Origin of the sequence: Litoreibacter albidus, assembly GCF_900107015.1 — a bacterium.
GTDB classification, from domain to species: domain Bacteria; phylum Pseudomonadota; class Alphaproteobacteria; order Rhodobacterales; family Rhodobacteraceae; genus Litoreibacter; species Litoreibacter albidus.
Map to the genome: position 1 here is coordinate 135,277 of NZ_FNOI01000003.1, position 12,687 is coordinate 147,963.

The window sequence follows — 12,687 nt, forward strand, 5'->3', positions numbered from 1 at the left end:
TAATGATGTCGATACATGCACGCCTAACCCGAATTTTCGCCCTTACACTCGCCGCCCTGACCTTCATGGCACCGGCGGCCCATGCCCAGCAGCAAGGTTTGTTCCAGACGGCGATCACGGTGAATGACATGGTCATCACCAACTACGAATTGCAGCAGCGGGAATTGTTCCTCAACATCCTGCGCGCCCCGGGCAACCCGACAATCGAAGCCCGCAAAGGCCTGATCGATGATCGCCTGCGCCTCACCGCGACAGAGCGCGCGGGCATCACCCCCGCAGAGGCACAAGTGCTTGAGGGCATGGAAGAATTCGCAGCCCGCGCCAACCTTAGCGCTGACGAGTTTATCAAGGCAATCGGCCAAGCAGGCGTCGCCCCCGAAACCTTCCGTGACTTCGTGGCCGCCGGTCTAGCCTGGCGCGAACTGGTTCAAGGCCGCTTTGGCGCACGCAGTCAGGTGACGGAGCCTGAAATCGACCGCGCTTTGGCCCTGCAAGGCACCACGGGCGGCGCACGTGTGCTCTTGGCCGAAATCGTGCTGCCCCTCGCCCCGCCTGTGGCGGAACGCAATCAGGCCTTGGCGCAGCGCCTGTCTGAAACCATCTCCTCCGAATCCGCGTTCAGCGCAGCCGCCCGCCGCTACTCCGCCTCGCCAACACGTGGCCGTGGTGGCCGTCTGGAATGGCTGCCGCTGGGCAACGTACCGCCCCAAATTCGCGCCGCAGTCCTCACACTTGCGCCGGGCGAAGTCAGCCCCCCCCTTAGCCTTGGCAACGCCGTTGGCCTGTTCCAGCTGCGCGGTTTGGAAGAAACCGAAGCCGCATCGCCGGAAACTCAGGCGCTGGAATACGCGACCGTCCTGTTCCCGGGTGGCCGCACGCCGGAAACTTTGGCCAAAGCCGAGGAATTCGAGACCCGTTACGACACCTGCGACGATCTCTATACCCCCGCCAAAGACCTTCCGGCGGAGTATTTTGAACGCACAGTTCTGCCCACCGCCGACGTGCCGGGCGACATCGCGCTAGAGCTTGCCAAGCTCGACAGCAACGAGGTTTCAACCGCGCTGACCCGCCAAAACGGGGAGTTTCTGGTCTACCTGATGCTCTGCGGACGGACGCTTGATCTGCCGCTGGACGAGAACGGCGAAGAGATCGACCTGCGCAGCCAACTGCGCGAGCAGCTTTACAACCAGCGCATCACCTCCTTTGCCGACAGCTATCTGGAAGAGCTGCGCGCCGACGCGATCATCGTAGAGCAATGAGCACCCCTGCCCCCGTCGTGGTAAGCTGCGGCGAACCTGCGGGGGTCGGCCTTGAAATCGCGCACACGGCCTTTGACGCCTTGCGCGCGGAGGTGCCGATGGTGCTTCTGGCCGACCGCCGCCATGTCACCGCCCCTGTCACCGAAGTCACCTGCCCAAGTCAGGTGACCGGTCAGGAGCCATCGCTGCCACTGATCCACCACGATTTTCAGGGCGACGCGGTCGCGGGCCACCCCGACCCGCGCAACGCGCAAGGCGTAATCGACGTCATCGCGCGCGGCGTGGATTTGGTGACCTCCGGCGCAGCCTCCGCGCTGTGTACCCTGCCAATCCACAAGAAGGCTCTGAAGGACGGCGCGAATTTCGCCTACCCTGGCCACACCGAATACCTCGCCGCATTGGCTGGCGTAGATCACGTCGTGATGATGCTCGCCTGCCCCGACCTGCGCGTGGTCCCTGTCACCATCCACATACCTGTGGCAGACGTCCCGACCGCGCTCACCGCTGATCTGTTGGAGCAAACCCTGCGCATCACAGAGGCCGCGCTGATCCGCGATTTCGGCATTCCCGCCCCGCGCTTGGCCGTCGCTGGCCTGAACCCGCACGCGGGCGAAGGCGGCGCGATGGGCACCGAAGAAATCACTCTCATTGCCCCCGTGATGGAGCAGCTGGCGCAAGGCGGCATGACGCTCTTTGGCCCGATGAGCGCCGACACCATGTTTCACGCCCAAGCCCGCGCAGGCTACGACGCGGCGATTTGCATGTACCACGACCAAGCGCTGATCCCGATCAAAACCATTGATTTCGCGGGCGGCGTCAACGTCACCTTGGGCCTCCCCTTCATCCGCACCTCCCCCGATCACGGCACCGCCTTTGATATCGCGGGTAAAGGCGTGGCGGACCCGACCTCCACCATTGCGGCGCTTCGCATGGCGTGGGACATGGCGGGCAAACGGCAATGACGCCGACACTCAAAACGACGGAGCATGACACGTGGCGCAAATAGACGGACTTCCCGCGCTCTCGGAGGTGATCCGCACGCATGACTTGTCAGCAAAGAAAAGCCTCGGCCAGAACTTCCTGCTGGATCTGAACCTGACCGCCAAGATCGCCCGTCAGGCGGGGGATCTGTCGGGCTGCGATGTGCTGGAGGTCGGCCCCGGTCCGGGCGGTTTAACGCGCGGCCTTCTGGCCGAAGGCGCACGCCGTGTTCTGGCGGTGGAGAAAGACCCTCGCTGCCTGCCGGCATTGGCCAAAATCTCCGACGCCTACCCCGATCAGCTAACCGTCATCCAAGGTGACGCGCTGGAGGTCAACGTGCTTGATCACCTGACCCCGCCGATCCGCGTCGCGGCGAACCTGCCCTATAATGTCGGCACGGAGTTGCTGGTCCGCTGGCTCACCCCGAAGGACTGGCCGCCGTTCTGGCAAAGCCTGACGCTGATGTTCCAAAAAGAGGTCGCGGAGCGCATTGTGGCGGCCCCTGGCACCAAGAAATACGGGCGCTTGGCCCTGCTGGCGCAGTGGCGTGCCGATGCGCGGATTGTCATGGAATTGCCGCCCGAGGCCTTCGTGCCCGCCCCCAAAGTCCACTCCGCCGTGGTGCATCTAAAGGCGCTGGAAAAGCCGCGGTTCGAGGCGGATGCCGCGATCTTGTCGCGGGTCGTCGGCGCGGCGTTCAATCAGCGCCGTAAAATGCTGCGCGCTGCCTTGAAGGTGATGGGCCCCGATATCGAAGACCGCTTGCGCGCCGCAGGTATTCCGCCCACGGAGCGGGCAGAACAAGTGTCGCTTGAAGCGTTTTGTGCGCTGGCCCGCGAGATCGCCCGCGACTGATTACTCAGCCGCTGGGGTCTCGTCCTTGGAGGCCGCGGCCTCCTCGGTTGGTTTCGCTTTGGGTTTGCGTGTGCGTGGCTTGCGCGCAGGTTTTGGCGCGGCTTCCACGGTTTCCACCAATCCGCTGTCAGCCGTGTCGCCGTTCTCGGACAGGTCAATCACGTCTGGCTGTGCGCCCTCGCCCTCACGGGCTTCGGCTGCGGCGGCAAGGGCGGCTGGCGACATGGTGTCAGCGGCGGCTTCCGGCTTGGCGTCCTCGTTACGGGCACGCGGTTGCTCGTTGTTCTGGTCGCGATTCTGGTTCTGACCCTGATCGCGATTCTGATTCTGATCACGGTTCTGGTCGCGTTTTTGCTGCTGCTCACGCTGGGCTTGCTGCTGGGCCTCATGGGCCAAACGCTTCGCCTCTTGCTCTTTCATCGCTTCTCCAAGCATCCGCGCGTAGTGCTCTGCGTGTTGGGAGAAGTTTTCGGCGGCAACACGGTCATTGGACAACTGTGCATCGCGGTGCAATTGTTGATACTTCTCAATGATTTGTTGCGGAGTTCCGCGCACTTTGCCTTCTGGGCCAGAGCTGTCAAACACCCGATTGACGACGTTAACGCCGGACCGGTTATTGTTGTTATTACGGTTCTTTCCGCGCGAGCGGGACTTCGTTGATCTCATGAGTTTTGGGTTCCAGCCGTTAGCGCTTTGGTCCTGTTATCAATCCTGACCGCTTCTATCTCGCGGTGTCCCCGTGACATTAGGATTGAGACCTTATTTTGGGCTTAAGCGTAGGGGGCGTCAAAAACGCCAACTTCCTACTGCGGAGGACAAAAGCAGCCAAACCCGTGCTTTGCAAGATGTTTCTGCTCTTTGGCGCGGAAAATTGCCCCTTTTGACGCTATTTTGGCGATTTTGCACGGATTACGCGGTCTTTGCCGTTCAAGTCGGGGATGCACGCCACATCGCGCCACCCCGCCGCCCTGAACATCGCTTGCACGCTGTCGCCCTGATCATAGCCGATCTCTAGCACGGCGTAGCCGTCCTCGCGCAGGTAGTCGGGCCCGTATTGCGCGATCAGCCGGTACGGGGCCAGACCGTCCCCGCCGGGCGTCAGCGCGATACGCGGCTCGAAGCGTTGCACCGTGGGGTCCAGTTCGGCGTAAGCGGCTTCCGTAATGTAGGGCGGGTTGGACACGATCAGATCGAAATCCCCCTCCACCGCGTCAAACCAATCGCTCTCGACCCACACCACGCGGTCCGTGGTTTGCGTGACCTGCGCATTGCGCGCCGCCACCTTCAACGCCGCGCCCGATATGTCTGCGCCCACACCTGTGGTCGACGGGCGCTCCGCCAGTAAGGAACACAAGATGCAACCCGACCCCGTGCCCAGATCCAGCACCCTGTCGAAAGGCAGGCTCAAGGCGGTCTCAACCAGCGTTTCCGTGTCGGGGCGCGGGTCCAGCACATCGGCGGTCACATGGAAGTCGTGATTCCAGAACGCACGGCGCCCCGCGATATGCGAAAACGGCTCATGCGTCGCGCGGCGCGCGACCAAGCTGTCCAAGGCAACGCCCTGCTCTTCAGCCAGCGTGGCCAGCTTGCGGGCCTCCACCGACGGATCAGGAATGCCCGCCTCATAGAGCCGCACAACAGCCGACGCCAGCGCGTCACTCATAGCCCTTGTTCAGCCAGCATCTGCGCTTGGGCGTCGGCGGTTAGCGCGTCAATAATTTCGTCCAGATCGCCCTGCATCACCTGATCCAGCTTATACAGCGTCAGGTTGATCCGGTGGTCGGACATGCGCCCTTGCGGGAAATTATAGGTGCGAATCCGCTCAGAGCGGTCACCGGTACCGATCTGGCTTTTGCGCGTGGCGGAGCGTTCGTCGTCCAGCTTCTGGCGCTCCAGATCATACAGGCGCGCGCGCATCACCTGCATAGCGATTTCGCGGTTGCGGTGTTGCGATTTCTCGGCGCTGACAACGATGATGCCAGTCGGGATGTGGGTGATCCGCACGGCGGAATCGGTGGTGTTCACGTGCTGCCCCCCCGCCCCGGATGCCCGCATGGTATCCAGCCGCAGGTCGCTGGCGGGGATGTCGATATCCACCTCTTGCGCCTCTGGCAGAACAGCGACCGTTGCGGCGGATGTATGCACCCGCCCGCCGCTTTCCGTCACAGGGACGCGCTGCACACGGTGCACGCCGCTCTCGAATTTCAGGCGGGCAAACACGTTTTGCCCCTTGATATGGGCCGTCACCGCCTTGACGCCGCCAAGTTCGCTTTCTTGGTATTCGATAAGATCAAACGTCCAGCCCCGCGCTTCGGAGTAACGGCGATACATGTTAAGCAGGTCACCCGCGAACAGCGCCGCCTCGTCACCCCCTGTGCCGGGGCGAATTTCCAGCATGGCCGGTCGCGCATCGGCGGCGTCGCGGGGCAATAGCGCCAGCTTGATCGAGTCCTCTGCTTTCGGCAGGCGGGCTTCCAGCTCTGGCAACTCGTCCTGCGCCAACTCGCGCATTTCGGGATCATCCATCATCGCGCGGGCTTCGTCGATGTCGGCAAGCAGTTGGCGGTAATCCGCAACTTCATCCGCGACGGGCTTTAGCTCGGCGTACTCGCGCGACACTGCCGCGAAATCCTCGGTGTCACCGGAGGCCAGCCGCGCTTCAAGATACTCAAAGCGCTCGGTGATTTGCTGTAGTCTATCTAATGGAACCATGGCGCGTTGATGGACATTTGGTGTGGTGGGGTCAAGTGTGCTAAGATGCTGCACATGTGGAAATATGCAGCGGCTTTCACCGTGCTGGCCCTTCCAACAAGCGCGGACGTGACGTCCCCCTCCGGTAAAACGGTCGAGTGCTATTGCACCGACAAAGCCGGAAGTCGGGTGGAGTTGGGGGAGCAACGCTGCCTGAACGTGGGCGGGCGCATCTTCATGGCCCGCTGCGAGATGTCGCTAAATGTGCCAATGTGGCGGGAGATGAAAACCAGCTGCGTTACTGGCTAAGCTGCTCCAGCCACCCTTCGATGCGCGCTTTGTTCACGCCCATATCCGCCTTGCCGTAGACCAATCGCCCGTAAAGCGTGACCGCAGCCCCCTTGTTCGTTACGGCGACTTCTACCGTTGTCACATCGGGAAATCCCCACAGCGCGGAGCGCGTCACATAGGTGGCTTTGTCGATCAGCGCGGGGGTCTCAGCCACCAGCGATCCGGCCATGAGCGAGGTGCGCGGGGTGGCTTCGATAATGGCCCGCAGCTTTGCCGCAACCTCATCCACCGGCTGCGTAAAATCGACCGATTGCAGGTAAGAACCGGCTTTTTCCACTGGAAAATCAACGTTCCCCGTGGGGAACCCTTCCTGAAGGTGGCCAGTGTAATCATCTGGGTTAAGCGGTCGGAGACGCACGAAAATAGCGCCAAGGATCGCCACAGCGACCAGTGCCAGCAAAATGTACTTCAGCATTTATTCAGCCGCCTCAGCCGCCGCTTTGGCCTCCAGCACACTGGCGCGGGCCTCGACCTGCTCCACGATGTGATCGACCATTTCGTCGTTGTTCAGCTTGTGGCTTTGCTTGCCCGCCAGATAAACCATGCCGGAGCCAGCCCCGCCGCCCGTGAAGCCCACGTCGGTCATCAGCGCCTCGCCGGGGCCGTTGACCACACAGCCGATGATGCTCAGGCTCATCGGGGTTTTGATGTGCTCCAGACGTTTTTCCAGCGTCTCGACAGTTTTGATCACGTCAAAGCCTTGGCGCGCACAACTGGGGCAGGAAATGATGTTCACGCCGCGATGGCGCAGGCCCAAAGATTTTAGAATCTCGTAGCCGACTTTGACTTCCTCCACGGGGTCCGCCGACAAGGACACGCGGATCGTGTCGCCGATGCCCGCCCAGAGCAGGTTGCCCATGCCAATAGCGGATTTAATGGTGCCGGAGGTCAGCCCCCCCGCCTCCGTGATGCCAAGGTGAATTGGCGCGTCGGTGACTTCGGCCAGCCCCTGATAGGCGGCGGCGGCGAGGAAGACATCGGAGGCTTTGCAGCTGATCTTGAACTCGTGAAAGTCGTTGTCTTGCAAAATCTTGATGTGGTCCAAGCCGCTCTCGATCATCGCTTCGGGGCATGGTTCGGCGTATTTGTCGAGCAGGTGTTTTTCCAGTGATCCGGCGTTGACCCCGATGCGGATGGAGCAGCCGTGGTCCTTCGCGGCCTTGATGACCTCGCGCACGCGGGAGGCGTCACCGATATTGCCTGGGTTAATGCGCAGACACGCGGCCCCTGCCTCGGCGGCCTCGATGGCGCGTTTGTAGTGAAAGTGGATGTCCGCGACGATCGGCACAGGGCTTTGCTTCACGATTTCGCGCAACGCGGTGGTGGAGCTTTCGTCCGGCGTGGACACGCGCACGATGTCGACCCCCACATCCGCACAGGCCTGAATTTGCGCCACAGTCGCCGCAACATCCGACGTATCGGTGTTGGTCATCGTCTGCACGGTGATCGGCGCATCGCCACCGACGGGCACATTCCCGACCATAATCTGGCGGGATTTGCGGCGGTCGATCTGGCGCCACGGGCGGATAGAATGAAGGGAGGACATGGCTGCACGCCTTATAAAAACATTGCTGTTATGAGGGATATAACCACCACCTAGGTGGGTCGCAACATGCCGCCCCCGATAAACGGGTGATTACTCGGTCGACGGCGCGTCCGGATCGGCCACAGGGGCGGATGCCATGGCGGTCAACGTCTCGGACAACAACTGCTCCGTGGTGTCTGCGACGGCGTAATTCTCGGTAATTGCCTCAACCCCAAGCGCCACGTTCTTGGCCACGGATGTGCCCGGTCCGGCGGGGCCGTAGGTCTTGCCCTTGACGTTGAAGAACAAGGAGCCGGAGTTGCCTGCGCGCAGGACTGGTGTCTCGTCGGTCAGGGGCAGCACATAGGTTTCGCCTGCATCAAGCACCTTCTCGAACAGCACGCTGCCGTCGGCGTTTGACACGCGGACCCATGCGGGGCGCGTGGCAAATAGCACAACGTCCGGCGCGTTTTCCGCGAAAACTTGCGGCGTGGTGGGCGCTGGCGCGTCAGTGGCGGTGCGGCTGAGTGCGGCGGCGGTGGCCAGACGGTAATCAGGCTCATCCACCAGCGCACCGATAGAGTTAGGATCAAGCGCCGCAATCGGACCGTCGCGCGCGGTTAATACTGGTGCTTCAAGGGCTTGCGGGCGGTAGAGCCGATCCAACGCATCAGGCGCAGGGGCAACAAATCCGGTCGCGGTCTCGTTTTGCGCGGGCGGTTGGCCCAAGGATGGCGACAGGCCCGCCACATCCGTCGACAGGCTTGGCGATTGATCAACGGGCGCGAATTCCACGCGCTGGATTTCTTGAAGGACCGAATAGCCGCCGTAGCCGATCAACCCGATCAACCCAAAGAGAACCGCGATAGACCCAATGGCCCCCGGTTCAATCTTCGAGAAAATGCTTTCACCCGACGGGGCATAGGGCGCCACGGGGCGCACGATTGCGTCCTCACCCGCGTTGGGGCGGTTACGGGGCTTCGTTTCCTTGCGACCACCAGCGGAGATGCCGGACAACCCCTCCACGCCGGAAAAGCCGCTTTCATTGCAAAACCGCTCAAACGCCCAATCGGGGTCCATCCCCAGATAGCGCGCATAGGAGCGCACGTAGCCTGCGATGAAGCCAGCGGTCTCGAATACGGACGGGTCGGAGTTTTCAACGGCGGCGATGTAGGTGGCTTTGATTTTCAGCTCGCGCTGCACGTCGAGCAGCGATTTGCCCATGGTCGCGCGTTCGCCACGCATCATGTCGCCGAGGCGCATTTCGAATGCGTCGAACCCCCGAGTCTCCTCGGTTACTTCCGCTTTGGGCTGTCTGTATCGCCCCAACATATGCGCCTGCCCGCTTTTATTTAGTATTCCCTAGTAATGCGGAATCGATTCGTCCCCACGCGACCGCATTGGAACGACATTAGCACATCACGAGACGGTTATGCAGTGCAGATTGCGCTTAGCCTGCCAGCTCGGCGCGATTCAGCGCACAGTGGGACCAGAGACCGTCCAAGGCGTTAACCAAGGCGTCCACCTGATCTGGGCCATGCACAGGCGACGGCGTGAAGCGCAGCCGCTCCGTGCCGCGTGGCACTGTTGGGAAGTTGATCGGCTGCACGTAGATACCGTGATCATCCAGCAAACGGTCCGACAGCATTTTGCACTTCACCGGATCGCCCACATGGACCGGCACAATGTGCGAGCCGTGGTCGATCAGCGGCAAGCCAAGGCCCTTGAGCCGCAGCTTCAGCGCCGCCGCGCCGTCTTGGTGACGCTTGCGCAATTCGGTGTCGGTTTTCAGATGCGCCACAGAGGCCGCAGCCCCCGCCGCAACCGCTGGTGGCAGGGACGTGGTGAAGATGAACCCCGGCGCGTAAGATCTTATGGCGTCACACATTTTAGCGGACGCGGCGATGTAGCCGCCCATCACGCCGTAAGCTTTGGCCAACGTGCCGTTGATGATGTCTATGCGCCCCATCAAACCGTCACGTTCTGCAACACCAGCGCCGCGTGGGCCGTACATGCCGACCGCGTGGACCTCGTCGATATAGGTCAGCGCGTTGTATTCGTCGGCGATGTCCAAAATGGCTTCAATGGGGGCGAAATCGCCGTCCATGGAGTAGATGCTTTCAAAGGCAATCAGCTTTGGCACATTGGCCGGAACCGCCTTCAGTTGGGCGCGCAGATCGTCCAGATCGTTGTGCCTGAAGATACGCTTGTCACCGCCGTTGCGGCGAATGCCCTCGATCATGGAGGCGTGGTTCAGGCTATCGCTGAGGATTACCAGACCAGGAAAAAGTTTAGGCAAAGTCGACAGCGTTGCGTCATTGGCAATATAGGCCGACGTGAACAGCAAGGCCGCGTCTTTACGGTGCAGGTCGGCCAGTTCGGCCTCCAGACGTTTGTGGTAAACGGTCGTGCCCGAGATGTTGCGTGTGCCGCCGGAGCCAGCGCCCGTGGCGTCAATCGCCTCGTGCATGGCGTCCAGAACTGCCGGATGCTGCCCCATGCCCAGATAGTCGTTACCGCACCAGATGGTCACATCCTGCGTGGAGCCATCCGGCTTGGTGCGGACGGCGTGCGGGAAGTTGCCACGCTCACGCTCCACATCAATGAAGGTGCGGTAGCGGCCTTCGTCGTGCAAACGTTGAAGGGCGGCGTCTAGGGCAGAGTCATAAGTCACAGGTTTGGCAGCCTTTATTGCTGTGGCATTAGAACAGTTCTACCGCATTTAGCGAATTTGTCGCCTCACGAATAGGCTACAATTTGCCGCCCCCCCGAATTTTCTCAAACAAGATAGGGAACATCTGCCCCCTATCGGCGACGAAACCGCCCTGCCCGCAGATCTCTGGCGGCCTAATCGGCCACCACGACTTTGCAGTCTTTCGCGCCAGCGCCCGCCTTGGCGCAGGCATCAAGTGCGCGCGCGCCGTCGCCAGCTGTGAAGCCGAAGGTGCCTTGGGTTTTTGAGATCGCGAATGCCTTCATGCCTTTGAGCTTACGGTACTCCCCGCGCAGCGCATCTGCGGCCTCCGCCGACAGGCTCAGGGGCGCATCCGGTTTCGCGCCCTTGGGCGATACCTCCAGCACCACGACGCAGGCGGCGGAGGCGGCTTTCTTGTTAGAGTTGCAATGCGCCAGTGCCGCCGCGCGTGCCGCGTCCAATGAATGGTGCTGGCCAGAGGCATTCAACCACTCCACGAACAGCCCCTCGTCAGGGCTGAGCGCCAATGCGCCGTAATAGGGGATCGTGTCTTTGAGCGACAGAACGATGGCTTGCTGCTTGTCATCAAGGAAGGAGGTGTCGGGCAACTCTGCCACGATACGGTTGCCTTTGGGCACTGCTTTGCGCGCCTCTTTGTAAGTCAGCGAATCGGCGAAGGCCGCGCCCCCGACACAAGCCATGATTCCCGCTAAGACACCGCAACGTAAAGTAGAACTCATGCAAATTACCCCAATATATAGCTTATTGTTGACGGCCATTACGCGCCAAATTGCCCCCAGTCTCAAGCGGGAATTGCCATTGTTTCGATCGCGGCAAAACGGCGCCCTAAACGGCGCCCTAGTTGGTGGACAGCAGGCGCGTGGATGTTAACCTAGCGCGCACATAATTCAACATGGGGGTTGATACACGATGACACTGGACAATGTTTTGGACCAGGTGGACGGAGATTTGGAATCTTCCGTAGCACGACTTTTGGAACTCTTGCGGATTCCGTCGATCTCGACCGATCCGGCCTACAAAGGCGACTGCGACGCGGCCGCCGACTGGCTGGTTGATGACCTGAAAAGCATTGGCTTTGACGTCTCCAAACGCCCGACAACAGGCCACCCGATGGTTGTGGCCCACGCCGATGGCGACGGCCCGCATGTGCTGTTCTACGGCCATTACGACGTGCAGCCTGTTGACCCGCTGGCCCTGTGGAACAGCCCCCCCTTCGAGCCCGCGCTGGAAGAGACCGCCAAAGGCCCCGTGATTCGTGGACGCGGCTCCTCCGACGACAAAGGGCAGCTGATGACCTTCGTGGAGGCCTGCCGCGCGTGGAAAGTGGTGCATGGCACCCTGCCCGCCAAAATTTCGCTGTTCTTTGAGGGCGAAGAGGAAAGCGGCTCCCCGTCATTGGTGCCGTTCATGAAAGAGAACGCCGACGAGTTGAAGGCCGATGTGGCGCTGATTTGCGACACCGGCCTGTTCGGCGACAGCACCCCCGCCATCGTCACCCGCCTGCGCGGGTTGCTGGGCGAGGAGCTGACCATCACCGGCCCCAACAAAGACCTGCACTCCGGCATGTATGGCGGCATCGCGCGCAACCCTGTGCGGGTGCTGGCGAAGATCATCGCCAGCCTGCATGACGCCTCGGGCAAGATCATGGTGCCCAACTTCTACGACGGCGTGGAAGAGCTGCCTGCGGATATCGCCCAGCAGTGGAACGACCTTGGCTTCGAGAACGCGGAATTCCTTGGCGAAGTCGGCCTTGGCGTGCCTGCGGGCGAAGACGGTCGCACGGGTTTGGAAATGATCTGGTCGCGCCCAACGTGTGAGGTCAACGGGATCTCCGGCGGGTACCAAGGCGACGGTTTCAAGACGGTTCTGCCATCCCAAGCCTCGGCAAAAATCTCGTTCCGTTTGGTGCCAGGGCAAGACCCGCTGAAGCTGCGCGAAAGCTTCCGCGCTTTCGTGCAAAGCCAACTGCCAGAGGATTGCACGGTGGAATTCAAAGGCCACGGCGCGTCTTCCGCGTCGGAGATGTCGACCGCGCACCCTGCCTTCGAGCAGGCCCGCGCCGCGTTGACGGATGAGTGGCCGAACCCTGCGGCCTTCGTGGGCTGCGGCGGCTCCATCCCGATTGCAGGTCACTTCAAGGATATCCTTGATATGGACGCGCTGTTGATCGGGTTCGGCAAGGACGACGACCAGCTGCACTCCCCCAACGAGAAGTACGACCTGTCGAGCTTCCACAAGGGCATCCGGTCTTGGGTGCGCGTGCTGGACGCAATGACAAAGTAGCGAAAAAGCGCAGGGCCTTAGGATAG

13 protein-coding genes are annotated in these 12,687 nt (G+C 61.5%); 5 read left to right on the top strand and 8 right to left on the bottom strand.

The annotated features are described in order from the left end of the window. Nucleotides 1–2 precede the first annotated feature (2 nt). The 3 genes from BLW66_RS09070 to rsmA are packed head-to-tail and all read left to right on the top strand — an operon-like array spanning nt 3 to nt 3,095. Nucleotides 3–1,259 carry a peptidylprolyl isomerase gene (locus BLW66_RS09070; RefSeq protein ID WP_089946831.1) on the top strand — a complete coding sequence of 419 codons (1,257 nt, stop codon included), beginning with the start codon at nt 3–5 and terminating at the stop codon, nt 1,257–1,259. Next, the gene (gene pdxA / locus BLW66_RS09075; RefSeq protein WP_089946832.1) at nt 1,256–2,221 is read left to right on the top strand and encodes a 4-hydroxythreonine-4-phosphate dehydrogenase PdxA; all 966 of its coding nucleotides are present in this window, start codon (nt 1,256–1,258) and stop codon (nt 2,219–2,221) included. Before BLW66_RS09070 ends, pdxA begins: the two co-directional genes overlap by 4 nt. Before the next feature lie 31 nt (nt 2,222–2,252). Then, complete coding sequence (rsmA, locus tag BLW66_RS09080; protein ID WP_089946833.1) at nt 2,253–3,095, top strand: 16S rRNA (adenine(1518)-N(6)/adenine(1519)-N(6))-dimethyltransferase RsmA; 843 nt, start codon at nt 2,253–2,255, stop codon at nt 3,093–3,095. On the opposite strand, the gene BLW66_RS09085 is transcribed toward rsmA, so the two are convergent. The 3 genes from BLW66_RS09085 to prfA form a co-directional block, all read right to left on the bottom strand. Continuing rightward, nucleotides 3,096–3,761: a DUF4167 domain-containing protein gene (locus tag BLW66_RS09085; protein ID WP_089946834.1), complete on the bottom strand. Its 666-nt coding sequence runs from the start codon at nt 3,759–3,761 to the stop codon at nt 3,096–3,098. A 220-nt stretch (nt 3,762–3,981) separates the two neighbouring features. Continuing rightward, nucleotides 3,982–4,758 carry a peptide chain release factor N(5)-glutamine methyltransferase gene (prmC, locus tag BLW66_RS09090; RefSeq protein WP_089946835.1) on the bottom strand — a complete coding sequence of 259 codons (777 nt, stop codon included), beginning with the start codon at nt 4,756–4,758 and terminating at the stop codon, nt 3,982–3,984. Further along, nucleotides 4,755–5,807, bottom strand: coding sequence for a peptide chain release factor 1 (gene prfA, locus BLW66_RS09095; protein ID WP_089947080.1), 1,053 nt, complete (start codon nt 5,805–5,807; stop codon nt 4,755–4,757). Before prfA ends, prmC begins: the two co-directional genes overlap by 4 nt. A 54-nt stretch (nt 5,808–5,861) precedes the next feature. On the opposite strand from prfA, the gene BLW66_RS09100 reads away from it, so the two are divergent. After that, a complete protein-coding gene (locus BLW66_RS09100) occupies nt 5,862–6,095 on the top strand; it encodes a hypothetical protein (RefSeq protein ID WP_089946836.1) in 234 nt (77 codons plus the stop codon). Here the strand turns inward: BLW66_RS09100 and BLW66_RS09105 are convergent. The 5 genes from BLW66_RS09105 to BLW66_RS09125 all read right to left on the bottom strand — a co-directional run bounded on the left by BLW66_RS09105 (nt 6,085) and on the right by BLW66_RS09125 (nt 11,097). Then, a complete protein-coding gene (locus BLW66_RS09105; protein WP_089946837.1) occupies nt 6,085–6,552 on the bottom strand; it encodes a DUF1499 domain-containing protein in 468 nt (155 codons plus the stop codon). The two genes, BLW66_RS09100 and BLW66_RS09105, sit on opposite strands and share 11 nt — an antisense overlap. Beyond that, entirely contained in the window at nt 6,553–7,683 is a 1,131-nt protein-coding gene (ispG, locus tag BLW66_RS09110) for a flavodoxin-dependent (E)-4-hydroxy-3-methylbut-2-enyl-diphosphate synthase (RefSeq protein WP_089946838.1), read from the bottom strand. A gap of 90 nt (nt 7,684–7,773) precedes the next feature. Next, on the bottom strand, nt 7,774–8,994 hold the full coding sequence (locus tag BLW66_RS09115) for a helix-turn-helix domain-containing protein (protein ID WP_089946839.1): 1,221 nt from the start codon (nt 8,992–8,994) through the stop codon (nt 7,774–7,776). Between the two features lie 118 nt (nt 8,995–9,112). Then, nucleotides 9,113–10,336: a 5-aminolevulinate synthase gene (gene hemA / locus BLW66_RS09120; RefSeq protein WP_089946840.1), complete on the bottom strand. Its 1,224-nt coding sequence runs from the start codon at nt 10,334–10,336 to the stop codon at nt 9,113–9,115. 173 nt (nt 10,337–10,509) lie between these two features. Beyond that, nucleotides 10,510–11,097 (bottom strand): 5-aminolevulic acid synthase, encoded by a 588-nt coding sequence (locus BLW66_RS09125; protein ID WP_139254555.1) that lies wholly within the window; start codon nt 11,095–11,097, stop codon nt 10,510–10,512. A gap of 190 nt (nt 11,098–11,287) precedes the next feature. Here BLW66_RS09125 and BLW66_RS09130 point away from each other — a divergent pair, with 190 nt between their 5' ends. Continuing rightward, nucleotides 11,288–12,661 (top strand): M20/M25/M40 family metallo-hydrolase, encoded by a 1,374-nt coding sequence (locus BLW66_RS09130; protein WP_089946842.1) that lies wholly within the window; start codon nt 11,288–11,290, stop codon nt 12,659–12,661. Nucleotides 12,662–12,687 lie beyond the last annotated feature (26 nt).